Here is a 20,375-nt window from a genome sequence, read left to right on the forward strand (position 1 = left end):
CGCGTTGATCACAACCCACTCCTGACCCAAGTGAGGCAGTCGCATGTCCAGGGCACTTCCGAAGTACAGCAAGCGTCGTGCGGCGATCATCGGCGGCGCTGCCGCCGTGGTGCTCTCCGGCGCGGTGATCGCCGGTTCCGCCCTCGCCGGGGAGCCGGCCAAGAGCGGCACCACCCGGACCGCGCGCACCCTGGCGGACCCCGGCACCATCACCTGCCCCGACGTGAAGTCGAAGCTGCCCGCGGTTCCGGCTTCCGCGAAGGCCGAGGTCGACCGCAACCTGGCCCTGCTGCAAACCCAGATCCAGGAGGCCAACACGCGCCTGAAGAACACCGTGGGCCAGGGCGGACCGAACTTCGTCAACAACGCGATCCTCGGCCCCCTCAAGGACAAGCGGGTCTCCACCATCGACCGCATCGCCATCTCCATCGGCCGCAAGGGCACCAGACCGACGGGCCTGGACGCGCTGGCGCCCTGCACCCTGAACGCGGGCGGGGCCACGGGCGGTGGCGCGAACGCGGGCGGCGGCCAGGCGTCCGCCTCCGCGACCCCGGGCAAGGCGGCCGGGCAGCGGTCGGGCGGCGGCGCCGCGGCGGGCGGGAGCACCGCTGCGGGCACGATCACCTGCCCGGACGTGGCCTCCGCACTGCCGGCTGTCCCGGCTTCCGCGAAGGCCGAGGTCGACCGCAACCTGGCCCTGCTGCAAACCCAGATCCAGGAGGCCGACACGCGCCTGAAGAACACCGTGGGCCAGGGCGGACCGAACTTCGTCAACAACGCGATCCTCGGCCCCCTCAAGGACAAGCGGGTCTCCACCATCGACCGCATCGCCATCTCCATCGGCCGCACCTCGGCCAAGCCGACCGGCCTGGACTCGCTGGCCGCCTGCACGCTCACCAAGTGAGGTGACAGGCAGCCGTGGCCGCCCCGTCGAACAGCGCCGGCCGGGGCGGCCGCGGTCGGTCCGGCCGAACGGACCCAGGCGAGCGGACCCGGGCGCACGGATCCGGCAATTCCTTAGACATGCGAACGACTTGCGCCGATAATCGCTGGACATGGGAAAGAGCTACGAGCGCATAGACGGAAGGCTCCGGACGTTCATCGAGGAGCAGCCACTCTTCTTCACGGCGACCGCGCCACTCTCCGGCGACGGCACGGTCAACCTCTCCCCCAAGGGCCTCAAGGGCTCGTTCGTGGTGCTGGACGAACTCACTCTGGCGTACCTCGACTTCGCCGGGTCCAACGCCGAGACCATCGCGCACCTGCGGGAGAACGGGCGCATCACCCTCATGTGGTGCGCCTTCCAGGGCCCGCCGAACATCGTGCGGGTGCACGGCCGGGGCGAGGCGGTCTTCCGGGACGACCCCCGCTTCAGGGACCTGGTCGCCCGTTTCCCGGACATCGACCCGAGCCTGCACGGCCTGCGCGCGGTCATCGTCGTCCACGCCGACCTGGTGCGGGACAGCTGCGGATACGCCGTCCCCCACATGGCCTACGAGGAGGACCGCGATCTGCACGCCAAGCGGTTCGCCCGCGAGGACGACGACTCGCTGAGTGCCTACTTCACCAAGAAGGAGTACATCGCGACGAGCCTGGACGGGCTGCCCGGACTGCCGTTGCCGCTCCCGCCGTCTACCGTCTGAGCCATGCGCCCCGGTGTCGTCGTCGCCCTCGTGTCCGCGTCCGTCTGCGTGCTCGGCCTCGCGCCCGGGCCGGGGCCGGCGCCGTTGCCCTCGCAGCTGGCGGACACCGGGGGCGGCACCCAGCTGATCACCGCTCAGGCGGCGGACACCGCCGCGACGTCCGGCACGGTCACGTGGTGGGACCTGCGGGACGGCCAGTGGGTCCAGGCCGGGTCCGCGCCCGCCCGGTTCGGGGCGAAGGGCCTGGTCGAGGGTCAGTCGCGGACGCAGGGGACGAACACCACGCCGACGGGGCTGTACCGCCTTCCGTTCGCCTTCGGCATCAAGACGGCGCCGAGCGGGACGCGGGTCGAGTACCGGCCGGTGAAGGAGAGTTCCTGGTGGTGCGAGGACGTCGACTCCACCGAGTACAACCGCTGGGTGGATCCGCTCCCGGCCGACTGCCGCGCCTCGGAGTCCGAGCAGCTCAGCTCCTACGGGACGCAGTACGCGTACGGTCTGGTCATCGGGTTCAACTACGACGAGCCGGTGCGGGGGCGGGGCGCCGGGATCTTTCTGCACGTCAACGGTAAGGCGGCCACCGCCGGTTGCGTGTCCGTGCCCGAGGACGCGATGCAGCGGATCCTGGAGTGGGCGGACCCCGGCAGGAAGCCGCACGTCGCGATCGGCACCACGGACGGCGCCACCGCCATCACCCGTTACTGACCCCGCCCAGGGGCAGCCGTACGGTGAACGTCGTCGCCCCCGGCCCGCTCTCCAGCCCGACGCTCCCCCCGTGCGCCTCCACCACCGCCGCCACGATCGACAGGCCGAGGCCGGCACCGCCGCCGGGCGCGTCCTGGCGGCGGCGGTGTTCCGCGCGGGTGAAGCGTTCGAAGACGCCCGGCTGAACCTCCCCGGGGACACCGGGGCCGTCGTCGTGGACCGAGAGGCGGGCCGAACCGTCCTCGGTGTCCAGGGTCACCGTCACCTTGGTGCCGACAGGTGTGTGCACACGTGCGTTGGCCAACAGGTTGGCCAACACCTGTTGGAGGCGGTGGGTGTCGCCCGTGACCGTGACCGGTTCCTCCGGAAGGTCCAGGGTCCAGCGGTGGTCGGGGCCGGCGGCCCGGGCGTCCGTCACGGCGTCCAGGACCAGGTGGGTCAGGTCGACCGGGCGGCGCTCCAGCGGGCGGCCCGCGTCGAGCCGGGCCAGCAGGAGCAGGTCGTCGACCATCTCGCCCATGCGGGAGGACTCGGCGGCGATGCGCTCCAGGGCGCGGGTCACCTCCGGTGGGACCGGCCCAGGGTGCAGCAGGGCCAGCTCGGCGTGGCCGCGGACCGAGGCGACCGGGGTGCGCAGCTCGTGGCTGGCGTCGGCGGCGAAGCGGCGCAGCCGCTCCTCGCTGGCGTGGCGTTTGGTCAGGGCGTCCTCGACATGGCCCAGCATGCGGTTGAAGGCGGCCGAGACCCGGCCGACCTCGCTGCGGGAGTCGGGTTCCGGGGCGCGCGCCGGCAGGGCCACCTCGCCGCTGGCCAGCGGCAGCTCGCTGACCCGGGTGGCGGTCGCAGCGACCCTGCTGAGCGGGCGCAGCGACCAGCGGACCCAGAAGGCCCCGGTCACGCCGGTCGCCACCAGGGCGAGACCGAAGACGATGCCGGCCACCGCTTCGAGACGGTGGACGGCGGCCTGGACGGGCTCCAGCGGAAGGCCGACGACCAGCACGTCCCCGTCCCGGCCCGGCTTGGCGACGATCCGGTAGTCGTCCAGGGCGGAGAGTTCGACGGTGTGGGGCCTGCCGTCGGCCGGTACGGCGGCCAGGGCCTTCCGGTCCCCGGCGGTGAGGTCCACGCCCAGGTCCGCGGACGGGTCGCCGGAGCGGATGAGGCCCTTGTTGGTGACCTCGCCGTTCAGCAGGCGGGCGCCGAAGGTGCCGGTGGCCAGGCGGCGGGTGTCGCCCTGCTCGTCGCCGTCGTGATCGTCGGGCACCCGGCCGCCCGGCCCCGGGCGGTTGTGCTCCAGGCTCTCCGGGAACCGGGTGCCGGCCTGGGTGAGCTGCTCGTCCAGACGCTGGGTGAGGAAGCCGTTCAGCTCGACGACCGCGGCGAGTCCCACGGCCGCGCAGCTCACCGCGAGCAGGATCACCAGGGCGAAGGTGAGCCGGGCGCGCAGGGTGCGCGGCCGGGGCAGGCGTCGTACGGACCTCACCGGGGCACCGGCTTCAGGACGTAGCCCGCGCCGCGGACCGTGTGGATCATGGGTTCGCGGCCCGCGTCCACCTTCTTGCGCAGGTAGGAGATGTACAGCTCGACCACATGGGCCCGGCCGCCGAAGTCGTACGACCACACCCGGTCGAGGATCTGCGCCTTGCTCAGCACCCGGCGCGGGTTGCGCATCAGGAAGCGGAGGAGTTCGAACTCGGTCGGCGAGAGTTCGACCAGCTCGCCGTTGCGGGTCACCTCGCGGGCCTCCTCGTCCATGACCAGGTCGCCCACGGCCAGCCGCGGCCCCTCCTCCAGCTGGCGGGCCATGCCGGCACGGCGCAGCAGTCCGCGCAGCCGGGCGACGACCTCCTCCAGGCTGAAGGGCTTGGTGACGTAGTCGTCGCCGCCCGCCGTGATGCCGGCGATACGGTCCTCGACCGCGTCCCGGGCGGTGAGGAAGAGCACACAGACGTCCGCCTTCACCTCGCGCAGGCGGCGCAGCACCGTGAAGCCGTCGGTGTCCGGGAGCATCACGTCCAGGACGACGGCGTCGGGCAGCAGCTCGCGCGCGGCGGCGACCGCCGAGGCGCCGTCGCCGGCCGCGCGCACCTCCCAGCCCTCGTAGCGCAGGGCGCCGGTGAGCACCTCCGCGAGGTCGGGGTCGTCGTCGACGACGAGGACGCGCAGCGGGGTGCCGTCGGGTCGGGTGAGGGCGGGGCGGCCGGAGCGGGTGGTGTTCATCGCGTCTACCAGCATCTCTCGTGCGCCGGGCGGCCGGCCGCCGGGGCAGCTCTGAGTTTCCTCTGAGTCGGCTCGGTACGGCGCCCGCTCAGAGGTCCCTCAGAGCTTCGGACCGCACAGTGGCCCGGCACGACGGACGAAGGGACGACCATTCATGACCACCGTGGACGCGGGGCGGGCGGCGCCGCCCCTGCCCCTGACCGCACGGCGCTCCCTCGCGGGGCCGGTGCTGGCCGTGCTGTGGGCGGGAGCGGCGGCCGTGGTCGCGCTGTGGTGGGCGGACACGGACGCCGTGGTCGGTGCGGCGGGCCGGCTGACCGGGGCCGGGCGGATCGCCGGGCTGCTGTGCGGGTACGCCTGCGCGGTGCTGGTCGGGCTGATGGCCCGGGTGCCGCTGCTGGAGGTGCGGATCGGCTCCGACCGGGTGGCCCGCTGGCACGCGATGGCGGGCCGGTACACCGTGTGCCTGCTCGTCGCGCACATCGTGCTGATCCTGGCCGGGTACGCCGCCCAGGACCGCGCCTCGCTGTGGCACGAGACGGTCACCGTCGTGCTGGACTACCCGGAGATGCTCAAGGCCACCGCCGGCACGGTGATCCTCTTCGCGGTCGGCGTCACCTCGGTGCGCGCCGCGCGCCGCCGCACGAGCCACGAGTTCTGGTACTACGTCCACCTCCTCACCTACGCGGCCGTCTTCCTCGCCTTCGGGCACCAGCTGGCGCTGGGTGAGGAGTTCAACGGCAAGCCGGTCGCCACCGCCTTCTGGTACGCGCTGTACCTCGGGGTGGCGGCCCTGGTGCTGTGGTTCCGGGTCCTCGCCCCGGTCCGGCTCAACCGGCGGCACCGGCTGCGGGTGGAGTCGGTGCACCGGGAGGCGCCGGGCGTGTACTCGGTCGTCGTGCACGGGCGGCGCCTGGACGAGCTGGGCGCGCGGCCGGGTCAGTTCTTCCGCTGGCGGTTCCTCGCCGAGGGCATGAGCTGGACGTCGACGCCGTACTCCCTGTCGGCGCCGCCCCGCCCGGACCGGATGCGGATCACGGTGAAGGCGCTCGGCGACCACAGCGCGGCCGTCGCGCTGCTGCGGCCGGGCACCCGGGTGTGGGCGGAGGGCCCGTACGGCTCGCTGACCGCCGACCGGGCCACGGGGCAGCGGTCCCTGCTGATCGCGGCCGGGGTCGGCATCACCCCGCTGCGGGCGCTGTTCGAGACGCTGCCCGGCGAGGTCACCCTGCTCTACCGGGCGCGCGGTGCCGAGGACCTGGCGCTGGGCGGCGAGCTGGAGGCGATCGCCCGCCGGCGGGGCGCGCGGGTGCTGTACGCGCTCAACGGGCCGCACGGGGAACGGCCGAGCATCACGGCACAGTCGCTGCAGGCGACGTTCCCCGGGCTGGCGGGCCACGACGTGTACATCTGCGGCCCGCACGGCTTCGCCCAGGACGTGTACGGCGCGCTGCGGGCGGCCGGGGTCGCGGACCGTCGTATCCACCACGAGTCGTTCGAACTCTGAGAGCTGTGAGGCCCGCGTGCACGCGTTGAAGAAGAACCGTCCCCTCCGCCGTATCGTGCTGGCGAGTGCGGCCACCGTCTCCGGAATGGTGCTGCTGCTGTCGCTGAAGCCGCACACGAGCCCCACGCTGGCGACGGCAGGCACCGAGTCACCCGCCCCGTCGAGCAGTTCGAGCCCGTCGGCCGGCGCCAGGCCGGGTACCAGGAGCGTCACCGGCGACACCGTCCAGACCCGGTGGGGCCCGGTGCAGGTGCGGGTGACGATCGAGAGCGGCAGGCTCACGGACGTGACGGCGATCAGCTATCCGCAGGACAACCCGCGCGACCAGGAGATCAACGGCTACGCCCTGCCGCAGCTGCGGCGCGAGGCGCTGGCCGCCCAGAGCGCGCAGATCGACACGGTCTCGGGAGCCACGTACACCAGCGAGGGTTACCGCCAGTCACTCCAGTCCGCCCTCGACTCCGCAAGCCGCTGAACACTCAGCGCATGCGGCACGTATCTGTGGGCCAAGGGTCAAGTCCCCACGGAGGAACCGTGACCACCACGCTCGCAGGCGGACGTGCCGCCCGCCGCCAGACGATGCGCCGCATCCGCCCGCGCCGCTCACCGGCCGTCCCGCTGCTGCTCGCGGTCTGGGCCGGTGCGGCGGCCGTGCTGTGGCTCTGGTGGCACAACACACCGTCCATCGCCGACGACAACAGCAGGATCCTGAACGCGGGCCGCATCACCGGCCTGCTGGCCGGCTACCTGATGGCGCTGGTCGTGCTGCAGATGGCGCGCGTACCGGCGCTGGAACGGCGCGTCGGCTCCGACCGGGTGGCCCGCTGGCACGCGATGAGCGGCCGCTACACGCTCTGTCTGATCGTCGCGCACGTCTTCCTCACCATGTGGGGGTACGCGCTCCAGGCCGGCAAGTCGCTCGGCGACATCGTCCAGCAGACCATCGACTCCATCAACCAGCTGCCGGACATGGGCAAGGCCGCCATCGGCATGGGCCTGTTCGTGGTCATCGGCCTGACGTCGATCGGCCCGGTCCGGCGCCGGCTGCCGTACGACACCTGGTACCACGTCCACCTGCTGACGTACGCGGCCGTGTTCCTGACGTTCTGGCACCAGATCACCACCGGCAACGACTTCGCGGTCGAGCCGACCGCCAAGACCTTCTGGTACGTGCTCTACGGCACCGTCACCGCGCTGGTCCTCTGGTACCGGATCCTCACCCCGATCCGGCTGAACCTCCGTCACCGCATGCGTGTGGAAGCGGTCATCGAGGAGACCCCGGGCATCGTGTCCGTGCTGATCGGCGGCCGGAAGCTGCACCGGATGGGCGCGGAGGCGGGCCAGTTCTTCCGCTGGCGGTTCCTCGCTCCCGGGATGCGGTTCAGCTCGCACCCGTACTCGCTGTCGGCGGCGCCCCGCCCCGAGACGCTGCGGATCACGGTGAAGGCGATCGGCGACCACAGTGCGGGGCTGCGCGAACTGACGCCCGGCACCCGGGTGTGGGCGGAGGGCCCGTACGGCGCGCTCACCGCCCAGCGGCGCAGCAAGGGCAAGGTGCTGCTGGTCGCGGGCGGTGTCGGCATCACGCCGATGCGGGCGCTGTTCGAGACGCTGCCCGGCGCGGCCGGTGACATCACCCTGCTCTACCGGGCCAACACCACCCAGGACCTGGCCCTGTGGGACGAGCTGGCCGCGATCGCCGAGGAGCGCGGCGCCCGGCTGATGTACGCGGTCAACAGCCCCGAGGGCGAGCGGCCGGACATCTCGGCAGAGAACCTCCAGCGGAAGATCCCGGACATCGATCACCACGATGTCTTCATGTGCGGCCCGCCCGGGTTCGCGCAGTCGGTGTACGAGGCACTGCGCGGCGCGGGAGTCCCCGCGCGCCGTATCCACCACGAGTCGTTCGAGATGTGAGCGGGAGCTGCGAAGCGATGAGGAAGAGCCACCCCATTCGGCGCGTCGTGCTGGCCACCGCCGCCACCGTGTCCGGAGTCGTGCTGCTGCTGTCGCTGAAGCCCGCCTCGGATCCGGCGGCCGCTTCGGCGGCGGGCGCGGCACCCCAGCAGACGGCGGCGGGGCAGGAGTCACCGCAGGGCGGGGCGCAGGCCGCCGGCACCGGCACGGTGACCGGAGACGTGGCGCAGACCCAGTACGGGGCCGTGCAGGTACGGCTGACCGTCGCGGGCGGCAAGATCACCAAGGCGGAGGCGGTGCAGGCGCCCAAGGGCGGCCTCAGCGACCAGAAGACCGAGCTCTCGGTGCCCAAGCTCAACCAGGAGGCCGTGGCGGCGCAGAGTGCGCAGATCGACGCGGTGTCCGGGGCGACGTACACGAGCACGGGGTACAAGAAGTCGCTGCAGTCGGCGCTGGACAAGGTGAAGGCGTCCTCGGGGGCCTCGTCCGGCTCGTCCTCCGGGGCCTCGTCCGGGTCGTCCGCCGGGTCGGGCGCGGCGCAGGCCCGTACCGTCACCGGCAAGGCCGTGCAGACCCAGTACGGCACGGTCCAGGTCCGGGTCACGATCAGCAACGGGAAGATCACCAAGGCGGACGCGGTCCAGGCCCCGAAGGGCGGGCTCAGCGACCAGAAGACCGCCCTCGCCGTGCCCAAGCTCAACCAGGAGGCCGTGGCGGCCGGGACCGCGAACATCGACTCGGTCTCCGGGGCCACCTACACCAGCACCGGCTACAAGCAGTCGCTGCAGTCGGCGCTCGACCAGGCCGGTGGCTGACGCGGTGGCCGAGCCGGCTGAAGCTCCCGCCGCGGTGCGTCATGCGGAGGAGGTCATGGGGACCGTCTTCTCCTTCGACGTCCGCGGCGGGGAATCCGGTGCGGTGCGGCAGGCCTTGGACGAGGCGGTCGCGGGCCTGCACCGGGTCGACGCGCTCTTCTCCACCTACCGCGAGGACAGCGAGGTGTCGCGCCTTGCCCGGGGCGAGCTGACCGTGGCGCAGTGCGCTCCCGAGGTGGCCGAGGTGCTGGAGCTGGCGGCCGAGGCGGAACGGGTGAGCGACGGGTGGTTCAGCACCCGGTACCGCGGGTCGCTGGATCCGACCGGGATCGTCAAGGGCTGGTCGGCGGAGCGGGCGGCGCGGCTGCTGGCGGCGGTGGACGGGGTGTGCGGGGTCAGTGTGAACGGCGGCGGTGACGTCCAGATGCTGGGCGCGCCGGAGCCGCAGCGGCCGTGGCGGGTCGGGGTGTCGGATCCGCTCCGCCCCGGTGGGCTGGCGGCGGTGATCTCGGCGGCCGGGGTGGACGAACTGTCGGTGGCGACGTCCGGCACGGCGGAACGGGGCGACCACATCGTGGATCCGCGTACCGGCAGGTCGGCGGTGACGGACCTGGTCGCGGTGACCGTGGTGGGGCCCCGGCTGACGTGGGTGGACTGCTGGGCCACGGCGGCGTTCGCGATGGGGTCGCGGGCGGGCCTGGCCTGGCTCGAGTCGCTGCCGGACGTGGAGGCGTTGCTGATCACGGCGGGTGACGAGGTGCGGTGCACCGGAGGGCTGGCGGCGCGACTCGGCTGAGCATCGGCCCCCGGAGCAAGGATTTTTTTGATGTTTCTACCAATTTGCTCCCATAACGCCATCCAACTTCCTCGTTGGGACGTATCCCCTGTGGGGCAAGTTTCAGGAGGAACGCATATGGCCATCTTCAGCAGTCTCATGCCGGCAAAGCGTCACGACCATGGCGGCGACTCGTCGGGCCACGGCTCTTCGGGGCACGGCGACCGTCACGACCACGGCGACCACGGCGACCGTCACGGCCACGGTGACCACGGAGATCACGGAGATCACGGCGACCACGGCGGTCACGGAGGTCACGGCGGCTACTGATCGCACCCATAGGCTGAGCGGACCGGACTCGGGAGGACCCGGTCCGCTTCACCGATCCCCGAGGAATCCACGCCATGGCGCATGTCCTGCGGCGGCTGCTCTCGGTGGGCGAGACGTCCGACGCCGTGGTGGCGGCCGCGCCCGCGGTGCCCCCGCGTGAGGTGTTCCGGCGGTTCTGGCCGTACACCCGCGGTGGCCGGCGCTGGCTCGTGCCCATCGTGTTCTTCAGCCTGGTCGGCCCCGCCGTCGACGCCGGGGAGATCTGGCTCTTCAAGATCGTCGTGGACGACGTCCTCGTCCCCCGTGATCTCCGGCCGCTCCTGTGGATCGCGCCTACCTATCTGGGACTCATCGTCGGCTCCGGGCTGCTCGCCTACGCCGACGACCTGACGTCCACCTGGGTCGGCGAACGCTTCCTGCTCAAGCTTCGCTCCGATGTGTTCCGGCACGTCCAGGGGCTGTCGCTCGGATTCTTCGAGCGCCGGCGGCTCGGGGACGTGCTCTCGCGTGTCACGGGTGATGTCGACGCGGTCGAGACGTTCCTGCTCTCCGGCGTCGCGGACGCCCTCTACTACACGATCAGCCTGGGCGTGTTCCTCGGCCTGCTGCTCTACCTGCAGTGGGATCTCACCCTCCTCGCCCTCGTCATCGTGCCGCTGTTCTGGGGCACGGCCCGGCACTTCTCCAAGCTGATCAAGGCGGCGTCGCGGGAGCGCAGGCGCCGTAGCGGCTCGATCAGCGCGATCGCCGAGGAGTCGCTGGGCAACGTCGCGCTGGTGCAGGCGTACAACCGTCAGGACTGGGAGGAGCAGCGGTTCGAGCGGGAGAACATCGGCAGGTTCCATGCGGCGATGGTCTCGGCACGTATCCGCGGCGCGTACGGGCCCCTCGTCGACGTCATCGAGGTGGCCGGCGGGCTCGCGGTCATGGGTCTGGGCACCTGGAAGCTGGCCCAGGGCCAGCTCACGCTGGGCGGGCTGCTGGTCTTCCTGGCACTGATCGGCAAGCTCTACGGTCCGGTCCGCAGCCTGTCCCGCCTCGGCACGACCTTCTACGCGGCGTCCGCCTCCGCCGAACGGATCATCGAGTTGCTGGACCAGCGGCCGCAGGTGACCGAGGCCGCGGGCGCCCGGCGGATCGGCCGGGCCCGTGGTGACCTGGAGTTCGACGGCGTCTGGTTCCGCTATCCGGGCGTCGCGTCCTGGGCGCTGACCGACGTGTCCTTCCACGTGGCGCCCGGCGAGACGCTCGCGCTGGTCGGGGCCAGCGGGGCGGGCAAGTCCACGGTCGCGAAACTGCAGTTGCGCTTCTACGACCCCGACCGGGGAGCGGTCCGCCTCGACGGGACCGATCTGCGCTCGCTGCGCCTCGCCGACGTACGGGAGAGCGTCGCGGTGGTGCTGCAGGAGACACTCGTCTTCCACGGCACCGTGCGGGAGAACATCGCCTACGGCCGGCCGGAGGCGACGGAGGCGGACATCGTGGCGGCGGCGCGCGCCGCGGACGCCCACGACTTCGTGCAGGCACTCCCGGACGGCTACGACACGCTGGTCGGCCAGCGCGGCCGGACACTCTCCGGCGGACAGCGCCAGCGCCTGGCGATCGCCCGCGCGATGATCAGGGACGCACCCGTGCTGCTGCTGGACGAGCCGACCACGGGGCTCGATGCCCGGTCCGGCCGGAGGATCATGGACCCGCTGCGCCGGCTCATGGCCGGACGGACGACCGTCGTCATCTCCCACAATCTGCTGACCGTCCGCGACGCCACGCACATCGTGGTGCTGGACGGCGGCCGGGTGGTCGAGCACGGCACCCACGACGACCTGCTGCGGCGGGGCGGCAGGTACGCCCGGCTCCACCGGCTGCACGCGCCGGAGGGGAGCGTCCTGTCGTGAGCGACTGCGCCCCGCCCGCCCGCGCACCGGGCGCGAGACCGGCCCCGGGCTACGAGGTCCTGGCGCACCTGACGCGCACCGGCTGGCTCGACGTCTACGACGCCTGGAGCGAGGAGCGGGCCTGCCGTTGTGTGATCAAGACGGTACGTCCCGACCGGCTGGGCGAGGAGCGGCTGCGGGCGCGGCTGCTGCGGGAGGGCCGGTGGCTGCTGGCGTTCAGCCATCCCCACCTGGTGCGCGCCTACGAGACCTTCGAGTACCCCGAGCCGCTGGTCGTCCTGGAGACACTGACCGGTGAGACGCTGTCCCACCTGATCGGCCGGCTGCGGCGGCGACCGGCCGCCGCCGACGTGGCGCTCCTCGGGGTGCAGCTGTGTTCCGCGGTCCACTACCTGCACGGACAGGGTCTGCTGCACCTGGACCTCAAGCCGTCCAACGTGGTGGTGGACTGCGGCCGTGCGAAGGTGCTGGACCTGAGCACCGCGCGGCCGCCCGGCAGCGCGCCCCCGGGTCTGGGCACGTTCGGCTACCTGGCTCCCGAGCAGGCCCGCGGCGGGCCGCTGACGGAGGCGGCCGACGTATGGGGCATCGGTATCACGCTGTACGAACTCGCCTGCGGTGACGCGCCGTTCGGCACCGGCGGGGCCGTGGACGAGTCCTGCGGGGGGCAGTGGGCGGACGACTGTCCGCAGCTGGAGCGGAACGCCCCGCCCGTCGCGTCCCGGCGGCGGCTGCCGGCCGCTCTGGCCGCCGCCGTCGACGGCTGTCTGCGCGCCGACCCGGCGTCCCGGCCCACCGTCGGCGAGCTGGCCGCCGCCCTCGACGCGCCGGCGCCCGGCCGCCGGCGCCACACCGCGCGCGCCTGAGGCCGTTCCGGGGTGGGCCGGGTTCACTCCCCCTCGGGCGTCCGGACCTGGCCGACGTGCAGGTCGGCCGTGGCCAGGACGGTGCCGTCGGGCGCGGTCAGACGGGCGCCCTTGACCGTCTTGAGGTCGATGGGGGTCGCCGTGCCCCAGTGGCCCTGACCGTCGCGGAGGTCGAAGTCACCGACGCGGGTGGTCGTGCCGTCCGCATGCTCCAGGAGACAGGTGGCTTTGCCGGTGTACGAGGCGTGGGTGCCGTTGAGGTCGACGGTCATGAACATCCAGCCGGGGGGCCCGGGGTTGGCGTAGACCTCGCCGGCCGGCTCCCCGGTCCCGTGGACCGGGGTCAGGTCCCCGACCAGCACGGGCTCGGTCTCGACGGCGGGGGCCGACGAGGCCGTGAGCGCCTCGACGGCGGTGCCGATGCCCCAGCCGGCGAAGCCGAAGGCGACGGCGAGCGCGGCCACGGCGGAGACCAGCCCCAGCCGGGCCCGGCGGGCGCGGGCGCGGAAGCCCTTGTGTTCGGCTGCCCACAGGTGTCCGTGCGCATGGCCCTCTGGAGTGCTCGCGGCGCGGGCCAGTTCGCGCGCCACCCGGCTCTCGAACCCGTTCGGCGGCTCGGCCGGCGGCAGCAGGCCGAGCAGCCGGTCGCCGACGAGGGTCAGATGCCCGACGTGCTCCCGGCAGTCCGCACACTGCTCGAGGTGCTCGACCGCTTCGGCCCGCTGGCGCCCGAAGAGCACGCCGAGTGCCAGCTCGGCGCCGCTCTCGCGGAGCTTCACGCAGGTCGGGTCACTGGTCATGGTCGCCTCGGTTCGGAGACGTGAGCGTGCTGCGGAGCTTTGCCATCGCGGTTCTGATCCGCGTCTTGGCGGTACCCAGCGGGATCTTCTCCCAGTCGGCGATCTGCTGAGCCGTCATTCCGTAGATGCCCGCCATCACCAGGGCACGACCCTGTTCCCGTGGCAGTTCCGCCACGGCGGCCCGCAGCCGGGCCGAGGCCTCGTCGGCCAGCGCCCACTGCTCGGGCGTCTCGCTGACGACGTCCAGGAGCACGTCGAGGTCCTCCGGCGCCATCGGCTCGCTGCGCCGCGACCGGAGTGCGTCCACGGCGAGGTTGTGCGCGATGGTCGTCAGCCAGGTCGCCACCGAGCCACGGCGCGGGTCGTAGATCTGGGCGTGACGCCACGCGCGCTCGAACGTCTGCTGGGCGATGTCCTCGGCGAGCTGCGGGTCTCCGGTGACGGCGATGGCGACGCCGAAGACCGTGTGCTGGAACCTCCGTACAAAGGTGGCCGCGAGCTCCGGATCACCGGTGGCCAGCCCGGACAGCAGAGCCTCGTCCGGGAGCCGGCCCACTGGGAACCGAATCCCCTGCATACCTCCATATACGGTCCGCCCCCGCCAGGAGATTGCCCGGCCTTCGCGACGGAAGATCACATTGCTATTCTCCGCCCGTCCCCCCGGCGGCGCCCGTCAGTGACCGTTCTGGGCCAGCCGCAGGAGGTGGTCCGCCAGGGCCTGCCCGCCGGTGGGGTCCCGGCTGATCAGCAGCAGCGTGTCGTCGCCCGCGATGGTGCCGAGGATGTCGTGCAGCTCGGCCTGGTCGATGGCGGAGGCGAGGAACTGGGCGGCCCCCGGAGGGGTCCGCAGGACCACCAGGTTGGCGGAGGCCTCGGCGGAGATCAGCAGCTCCTGGGACAGGCGCCGCATCCGCTCCTCCTTGGCCGACTCCCCGAGCGGCGCCCGGGGCGTGCGGAAGCCGCCCTCGCTCGGCACGGCGTAGATCAGGTCGCCGTCGTTGTTGCGGATCTTGACCGCGTTCAGCTCGTCGAGGTCCCGCGACAGCGTCGCCTGGGTCACGCTCAGCCCGTCGTCGGCGAGGAGCTTCGCCAGCTGGCTCTGCGACCGCACCGGCTGCCGGTTGAGGATGTCCACGATCCGGCGGTGCCGTGCGGTGCGGGTCTGCGGCACGGCGGGCCCGGCGCCCGCCGCGTGCTCGTGGTCCTGCGCCTGGCTCATCGTCGTCTCATTCTCCGGATCGTCCGTCCCCGTTCGCCGGGTTCGCTGCATCGAGGATGCCAGGCAGCGCCCGGAGGAAGGCGCCTGTCTCCTCGTCGCTCAGGTTCAGCGGCGGCATGAGCCGCACGACGTCGGGAGCGGGCGCGTTCACCAGGAACCCGGCCTCCTGGGCCGCCTGCTGCACGTGCGGTGCGAGCGGCCCGGTGAGCACGATACCCAGCAGGAGGCCCGCGCCCCGGACATAATCGATCAACGGGTGGCCGAGCGCTTCGATTCCCTCGCGCAGCGCCCCGCTCTGCCGCTTGACGTTCTCCAGCAGCCCCTCGTCCGCGATGGCGTCGAGGACGGCGAGCCCCGCGGCGCACGCGACCGGGTTGCCGCCGAAGGTCGTACCGTGCTGGCCGGGTTGGAGCAGCTCTGCGGCGCGCCCGAAGGCCACGGTGGCACCGAGCGGCAGCCCGCCGCCGAGTCCCTTGGCGAGCGTGACGACGTCGGGCAGCACGCCCTCGTGGGCCTGGTACTCGAACCAGCTGCCGGTACGGCCGATGCCGGTCTGAACCTCGTCCAGGACGAGCAGCGCGCCGGTGGCCGCGGTGATCGCCCGGGCCGCCTTCAGGTAACCGGTCGGGGGGACCACGACCCCGTTCTCGCCCTGGATCGGCTCGATGACGACGAGCGCCGTCTCCTCCGTGACCGCCGCGGCGAGCGCCTGGGCGTCGCCGTAGGGCACGTGGGTGACGTCGCCGGGCAGCGGCAGGAACGGCGCCTGCTTGCCGGGCTGGCCGGTGAGCGCCAGGGCGCCCATGGTGCGGCCGTGGAAGCCGCCGGTGGTCGCCACCATGTGGGTGCGCCCGGTCAGCCGGCCGATCTTGAAGGCGCCCTCGTTGGCCTCGGCGCCCGAGTTGCAGAAGAAGACCTTGCCGTCCCGGCCGAAGACCTGCAGCAGGCGTTCGGCGAGGGCGACGGGCGGCTCGGCGATGAAGAGGTTGGAGACGTGCCCGAGGGAGGCGATCTGCCGGCTGACCGCCTCGACCACGGCCGGGTGGGCGTGGCCGAGCGCGTTGACCGCGATGCCGCCGACGAAGTCCAGGTACTGCTTGCCGTCGGCGTCCCACACCTTGGCGCCCTCGCCGCGCACGAGGGGCAGTCGGGGGGTGCCGTAGTTGTTCATGAGCGCGCCCTGCCAGCGCGCGGTCAGCTCAGCGTTGGTCGCGGTGCCCGTCATGACTGCTCCCCCTCGGCTTCGTCGGGCACGACCATCGTGCCGATGCCCTCGTCGGTGAAGATCTCCAGCAGGATCGAGTGCTGGACCCGGCCGTCGATGACGCGGGCGGTGGTGACACCGTTGCGTACGGCGTGCAGGCACCCCTCCATCTTCGGCACCATGCCCAAGGACAGCTCCGGCAGCAGTTTCTCCAGCTCGGACGCGGTGAGGCGGCTGATCACCTCGTCGGAGTCCGGCCAGTCCTCGTAGAGGCCCTCGACGTCGGTGAGGACCATGAGGGTTTCGGCCCCCAGTGCCGCAGCGAGTGCCGCAGCCGCCGTATCAGCATTGACGTTGTAGACATGTCCGTCGTCCTGGGATCGGGCGATCGACGACACGACCGGGATGCGGCCGTCGGCCAGCAGGGCCTCGATCGCGCCCGTGTCGATCGCGGTGATCTCGCCCACCCGCCCGATGTCGACGAGTTCGCCGTCGATCTCGGGCCGGTGCTTGGTGGCGGTGATGGTGTGGGCGTCCTCGCCCGTCAGGCCGACGGCGAGCGGGCCGTGCTGGTTGAGCAGCCCGACCAGCTCCCGCTGCACCTGCCCGGCCAGCACCATCCGTACGACGTCCATGGCGTCCTCGGTGGTGACCCTGAGGCCCGCCTTGAACTCGCTGACGATGCCGTGCCGGTCGAGGGCGGCGCTGATCTGGGGGCCGCCGCCGTGCACCACGACCGGCCGGAGGCCGGCGTGCCGCAGGAAGACGACGTCCTGGGCGAAGGCGCTCTTCAGCTCCTCGTTCACCATGGCGTTGCCGCCGAACTTGATGACGACGGTCTTGCCGTGGTGCCGGGTCAGCCAGGGCAGCGCCTCGATGAGGGTCTGGGCCTTGGGCAGGGCGGTGTGCTTGCGCGTCGTTCCGGTGCTCATGAGGAGTAGGCGCTGTTCTCGTGGACGTAGTCGGCGGTCAGGTCGTTGGTCCAGATGGTGGCGGTCTCGGAACCGGCCGCGAGGTCGGCGACGATGTGCACCTCGCGGTAGCGCATGTCGACCAGCTCGCGGTCCTCGCCGACTCCGCCGTTCTTGCACACCCAGACGCCGTTGATGGCGACGTTCAGCTGCTCCGGCTCGAAGGCGGCCCCGGTCGTGCCGATCGCGGACAGGACACGGCCCCAGTTGGGGTCCTCGCCGTGGATCGCGCACTTGAGGAGGTTGTTGCGGGCGATGGAGCGGCCCACCTCGACGGCGTCGTCCTCGGACGCGGCGTTGATCACCTCGACCCTGATGTCCTTGCTGGCGCCCTCGGCGTCCCGGATCAGCTGCTGGCCGAGGTCGTCGCAGACCTGGCGCACGGCCTCGGCGAACTCGGCGTAGTCGGGGGTGATGCCGGAGGAGCCGGAGGCGAGCAGCAGCACCGTGTCGTTGGTGGACATGCAGCCGTCGGAGTCGACGCGGTCGAAGGTGACCTTCGTGGCCGCGCGCAGCGCCCGGTCCAGCACCTCGTCGTCCAGGTCGGCGTCGGTGGTGAGGACGACCAGCATGGTGGCCAGGCCCGGCGCGAGCATGCCCGCGCCCTTGGCCATGCCGCCGACGGTCCAGCCGTCCCTGGTCGCCACGGACGTCTTGTGGACGGTGTCGGTGGTCTTGATGGCGATGGCGGCCTTCTCGCCGCCGTGCTCGGAGAGCTGGGCCGCGGCCGTCCCGACGCCGGGGAGCAGCTTGTCCATGGGCAGCAGGACGCCGATGAGGCCGGTGGAGCACACGGCGACCTCGATGGCACCCCGGCCGAGCACCTCGGCCGCCTTCTCGGCGGTCGCGTGCGTGTCCTGGAAGCCCTTGGGGCCCGTGCAGGCGTTGGCGCCGCCGGAGTTGAGGACCACGGCCGACACCTGGCCGCTCCTGAGGACCTGCTCGGACCAGAGCACCGGCGCGGCCTTCACACGGTTGGAGGTGAAGACGCCCGCGGCGGCACGGCGCGGCCCGTTGTTGACCACGAGGGCCAGGTCGGGGTTGCCGTTCTCCTTGATCCCGGCGGCGATGCCCGCGGCCGTGAATCCCTTCGCTGCCGTCACGCTCACGGCGCAACTCCGATCGTGGTCAGCCCGGTGGTCTCGTCGAGACCCAGGGCGATGTTCATGCTCTGTACGGCACCGCCGGCGGTGCCCTTGGTCAGGTTGTCGATGGCGCTGATCGCGATGATGCGGCCCACGGCCTCGTCGTACGCGACCTGCACCTGAACGGCGTTGGAACCGTGGACGGACGCCGTGGCGGGCCACTGTCCCTCGGGGAGCAGGTGGACGAACGGCTCGTCGGCGTAGGCCTTCTCATAGGCGGCGCGCACGGACTCCCCGGTCACCCCGTCCCGGGCGGACGCGCTGCACGTGGCGAGGATGCCGCGGGGCATCGGCGCGAGGGTCGGGGTGAAGGAGACGGAGATCCGCTCGCCGGCCACCCCGCTGAGGTTCTGGATCATCTCGGGGGTGTGCCGGTGGCCGCCGCCGACGCCGTACGGCGACATGGAGCCCATGACCTCGCTGCCGAGCAGATGGGACTTGGGGGCCTTGCCCGCGCCGGAGGTGCCGGACGCGGCGACGATCACCGCCTCGGGCTCGGCGAGTCCGGCCGCGTAGGCCGGGAACAGGGCGAGGGTCACGGCGGTCGGGTAGCAACCGGGCACCGCGATGCGCTTGGACCCCTCCAGCGCGGTGCGGGCGCCCGGAAGTTCGGGGAGGCCGTAGGGCCAGGTACCGGCGTGCGGGGAGCCGTAGAACTTCTCCCAGTCGGCCGCGTCCGCGAGGCGGAAGTCGGCGCCCATGTCGACGACGAGGACGTCCGGGCCGAGCTGCTCGGCGACGGCGGCGGACTGCCCGTGCGGCAGCGCCAGGAAGACGACGTCGTGCCCGGCGAGCGCCTCGGCCGTGGTCTCGGTCAGCACCCGGTCGGCCAGCGGCAGCAGATGCGGCTGGAGCGCGCCGAGCCGCTGCCCGGCGTTGGAGTTGCCGGTCAGGGCACCGATCTCGACCTCGGGGTGCGCGAGGAGCAGGCGCAGGACCTCTCCGCCCGCGTATCCGCTCGCTCCGGCCACCGCCGCACGTACCGCCATGTCCACCCTCCTCTGGATGGCATGACTATACGTATCGCTGCACTTTTATGCAATCGATCGGGGGAGCATCACCCAGCGGGACACGACGAACGTGACCGGGATGGCGGCCGCGGAGGCGAGCAGCGGGGCGAAGCGGCTGCCGGCGTGCAGGACGTCCACGATCACGTACACCCCGGCGGTCGTGATCAGGAAATTGGTGACGTTGGTCAGCGGGAACAGCAGGAATTTCCGCCAGGTGGGCCGCGTCCGGTAGGTGAAGCGCGCGTTGAGGAAAAAGGAACCGATCATGCTGAGCAGAAAGGCGAGAATATGCGCGGCCAGGTAGGGCAGCCATGTGAGGAACAACAGGTAGAGACAGTAATAAGTGGCGGTGTTGATGACACCGACCGCAGCAAAGGTGACGATCTGTCGCTTCAAGGAATGAGGTCTTTCGTCCGTTCCACATTGGTCGCCTTCACCAGGAAGTGCGGGCGACCCTTCACCTCGTAGTAGATGCGGCCGGTGTACTCCCCGATCACTCCCAGCATGACCATCTGCACGCCGGCGAGGGCCGTGACGGCGGTGATGATGGTCACATAGCCGGGCGTCTGGACGCCGTTGACGAGCGCTGCGCCCACGATCCAGGCGGTGTACAGCCCGGCGCACAGCAGCAGGCCCATGCCGAGCCAGAGGGCGGCGCGCAGCGGCCGGTTGTTGAAGGAGAGCAGGCCGTCGAGGCCGTAGTTGAGCAGGCTGCGGAAGGACCAGGAGCTGCTGCCGGCCTCACGTGTCGCGTTCTCGTACTCGAAGGTGGTGCTCGGGAAGCCGACCCAGGCGAACAGGCCCTTGGAGAAGCGGTTGTACTCGGTGAGGTTCAGGACCGCGTCCACCACCCGGCGCGACAGCAGGCGGAAGTCGCCCACGCCGTCGACGAGTTCGACGTCGACCATGCGGTTGATGAGCCGGTAGTAGAGGCGGGCGGTGACGGTGCGGGTGGGGCGGTCGCCGGTGCGGCTGCGTTTGGCGATGACCTGGTCGTAGCCCTGGCCACGCAGCTCCACCATCCGCTTGATCAGCTCCGGCGGGTGCTGGAGGTCGGCGTCCATGACGACGACCGAGTCGCCCGAGGCGTGCCTGAGGCCCGCGAGCAGGGCCGCCTCCTTGCCGAAGTTGCGGCTGAAGGAGACGTACCGCACCCGCGAGTCGCGGTCGGCGAGGTGCCCCAGCACGGCGAGCGTGCGGTCCCGGCTGCCGTCGTCGACGTACACGAACTCCATGTCGTGGCCGAGCGGCAGCAGCTCGTCCGCGATCTTCTGGACCTCCTCGTGGAAGCGTTCGAGGACGTCTTCCTCGTTGTAGCAGGGCGCGACGATCGATATCAGCATGGCGGTCCCC

General features: G+C 71.9%; 22 protein-coding genes. 10 read left to right on the forward strand and 12 right to left on the reverse strand.

The genetic code is table 11. From position 1 onward, the window contains the following. The first annotated feature begins 43 nt into the window (after window positions 1-43). From FB157_RS19020 to FB157_RS19030, 3 genes are all read left to right on the forward strand, one after another. Entirely contained in the window at window positions 44-904 is an 861-nt protein-coding gene (locus FB157_RS19020; protein ID WP_145881257.1) for a hypothetical protein, read from the forward strand. Between the two features lie 151 nt (window positions 905-1,055). Continuing rightward, a complete protein-coding gene (locus tag FB157_RS19025) occupies window positions 1,056-1,643 on the forward strand; it encodes a pyridoxamine 5'-phosphate oxidase family protein (RefSeq protein ID WP_145881259.1) in 588 nt (195 codons plus the stop codon). A 3-nt stretch (window positions 1,644-1,646) separates the two neighbouring features. Then, window positions 1,647-2,348: a L,D-transpeptidase gene (locus FB157_RS19030; protein WP_145881261.1), complete on the forward strand. Its 702-nt coding sequence runs from the start codon at window positions 1,647-1,649 to the stop codon at window positions 2,346-2,348. Here the strand turns inward: FB157_RS19030 and FB157_RS19035 are convergent. Together FB157_RS19035 and FB157_RS19040 are read right to left on the reverse strand one after the other, a co-directional pair. Further along, window positions 2,335-3,831 carry a cell wall metabolism sensor histidine kinase WalK gene (locus FB157_RS19035; RefSeq protein WP_145881263.1) on the reverse strand — a complete coding sequence of 499 codons (1,497 nt, stop codon included), beginning with the start codon at window positions 3,829-3,831 and terminating at the stop codon, window positions 2,335-2,337. The genes FB157_RS19030 and FB157_RS19035 overlap by 14 nt on opposite strands. Further along, the gene (locus FB157_RS19040) at window positions 3,828-4,568 is read right to left on the reverse strand and encodes a response regulator transcription factor (protein ID WP_145881265.1); all 741 of its coding nucleotides are present in this window, start codon (window positions 4,566-4,568) and stop codon (window positions 3,828-3,830) included. Before FB157_RS19040 ends, FB157_RS19035 begins: the two co-directional genes overlap by 4 nt. Before the next feature lie 154 nt (window positions 4,569-4,722). Between FB157_RS19040 and FB157_RS19045 the strand changes: the two genes are divergently transcribed. The 5 genes from FB157_RS19045 to FB157_RS19065 are packed head-to-tail and all read left to right on the forward strand — an operon-like array spanning window position 4,723 to window position 9,603. After that, complete coding sequence (locus FB157_RS19045; protein ID WP_145881267.1) at window positions 4,723-6,075, forward strand: ferric reductase-like transmembrane domain-containing protein; 1,353 nt, start codon at window positions 4,723-4,725, stop codon at window positions 6,073-6,075. Between the two features lie 16 nt (window positions 6,076-6,091). Next, on the forward strand, window positions 6,092-6,550 hold the full coding sequence (locus FB157_RS19050) for an FMN-binding protein (RefSeq protein ID WP_145881269.1): 459 nt from the start codon (window positions 6,092-6,094) through the stop codon (window positions 6,548-6,550). A gap of 59 nt (window positions 6,551-6,609) precedes the next feature. Further along, entirely contained in the window at window positions 6,610-7,992 is a 1,383-nt protein-coding gene (locus FB157_RS19055) for a ferric reductase-like transmembrane domain-containing protein (RefSeq protein WP_186581568.1), read from the forward strand. Between the two features lie 17 nt (window positions 7,993-8,009). After that, on the forward strand, window positions 8,010-8,807 hold the full coding sequence (locus FB157_RS19060; protein ID WP_186581569.1) for an FMN-binding protein: 798 nt from the start codon (window positions 8,010-8,012) through the stop codon (window positions 8,805-8,807). 55 nt (window positions 8,808-8,862) lie between these two features. Continuing rightward, on the forward strand, window positions 8,863-9,603 hold the full coding sequence (locus FB157_RS19065; RefSeq protein ID WP_385168849.1) for an FAD:protein FMN transferase: 741 nt from the start codon (window positions 8,863-8,865) through the stop codon (window positions 9,601-9,603). 102 nt (window positions 9,604-9,705) lie between these two features. On the opposite strand, the gene FB157_RS47325 is transcribed toward FB157_RS19065, so the two are convergent. Then, window positions 9,706-9,900: a hypothetical protein gene (locus FB157_RS47325; protein WP_186581570.1), complete on the reverse strand. Its 195-nt coding sequence runs from the start codon at window positions 9,898-9,900 to the stop codon at window positions 9,706-9,708. 86 nt (window positions 9,901-9,986) lie between these two features. Between FB157_RS47325 and FB157_RS19075 the strand changes: the two genes are divergently transcribed. Beyond that, on the forward strand, window positions 9,987-11,807 hold the full coding sequence (locus FB157_RS19075; protein WP_145881275.1) for an ABC transporter ATP-binding protein: 1,821 nt from the start codon (window positions 9,987-9,989) through the stop codon (window positions 11,805-11,807). Further along, window positions 11,804-12,673: a serine/threonine-protein kinase gene (locus FB157_RS19080; RefSeq protein ID WP_145881277.1), complete on the forward strand. Its 870-nt coding sequence runs from the start codon at window positions 11,804-11,806 to the stop codon at window positions 12,671-12,673. The genes FB157_RS19075 and FB157_RS19080 overlap by 4 nt, the downstream gene beginning before the upstream one ends. Window positions 12,674-12,696: 23 nt before the next feature. On the opposite strand, the gene FB157_RS19085 is transcribed toward FB157_RS19080, so the two are convergent. From FB157_RS19085 to FB157_RS19125, 9 genes are all read right to left on the reverse strand, one after another. Further along, complete coding sequence (locus FB157_RS19085) at window positions 12,697-13,473, reverse strand: hypothetical protein (protein WP_145881279.1); 777 nt, start codon at window positions 13,471-13,473, stop codon at window positions 12,697-12,699. After that, window positions 13,463-14,050: an RNA polymerase sigma factor gene (locus FB157_RS19090; protein ID WP_145881281.1), complete on the reverse strand. Its 588-nt coding sequence runs from the start codon at window positions 14,048-14,050 to the stop codon at window positions 13,463-13,465. The genes FB157_RS19085 and FB157_RS19090 overlap by 11 nt, the downstream gene beginning before the upstream one ends. A 96-nt stretch (window positions 14,051-14,146) precedes the next feature. Beyond that, window positions 14,147-14,692, reverse strand: coding sequence for an arginine repressor (locus FB157_RS19095; protein ID WP_145881283.1), 546 nt, complete (start codon window positions 14,690-14,692; stop codon window positions 14,147-14,149). A gap of 7 nt (window positions 14,693-14,699) precedes the next feature. After that, entirely contained in the window at window positions 14,700-15,917 is a 1,218-nt protein-coding gene (locus FB157_RS19100) for an acetylornithine transaminase (protein WP_145881285.1), read from the reverse strand. Further along, the gene (argB, locus tag FB157_RS19105; protein ID WP_145881287.1) at window positions 15,914-16,828 is read right to left on the reverse strand and encodes an acetylglutamate kinase; all 915 of its coding nucleotides are present in this window, start codon (window positions 16,826-16,828) and stop codon (window positions 15,914-15,916) included. Before argB ends, FB157_RS19100 begins: the two co-directional genes overlap by 4 nt. After that, the gene (gene argJ / locus FB157_RS19110; protein ID WP_145881289.1) at window positions 16,825-17,976 is read right to left on the reverse strand and encodes a bifunctional glutamate N-acetyltransferase/amino-acid acetyltransferase ArgJ; all 1,152 of its coding nucleotides are present in this window, start codon (window positions 17,974-17,976) and stop codon (window positions 16,825-16,827) included. The genes argB and argJ overlap by 4 nt, the downstream gene beginning before the upstream one ends. Then, entirely contained in the window at window positions 17,973-19,001 is a 1,029-nt protein-coding gene (gene argC, locus FB157_RS19115) for an N-acetyl-gamma-glutamyl-phosphate reductase (protein WP_145881291.1), read from the reverse strand. Before argC ends, argJ begins: the two co-directional genes overlap by 4 nt. Before the next feature lie 45 nt (window positions 19,002-19,046). After that, complete coding sequence (locus tag FB157_RS19120; RefSeq protein WP_145881293.1) at window positions 19,047-19,418, reverse strand: GtrA family protein; 372 nt, start codon at window positions 19,416-19,418, stop codon at window positions 19,047-19,049. Then, the gene (locus tag FB157_RS19125; protein ID WP_145881295.1) at window positions 19,415-20,365 is read right to left on the reverse strand and encodes a glycosyltransferase family 2 protein; all 951 of its coding nucleotides are present in this window, start codon (window positions 20,363-20,365) and stop codon (window positions 19,415-19,417) included. The genes FB157_RS19120 and FB157_RS19125 overlap by 4 nt, the downstream gene beginning before the upstream one ends. Window positions 20,366-20,375: the final 10 nt, after the last annotated feature.

It is taken from the genome of Streptomyces sp. BK340 (genome assembly GCF_007827595.1).
Classification (GTDB): Bacteria; Actinomycetota; Actinomycetes; order Streptomycetales; family Streptomycetaceae; genus Streptomyces.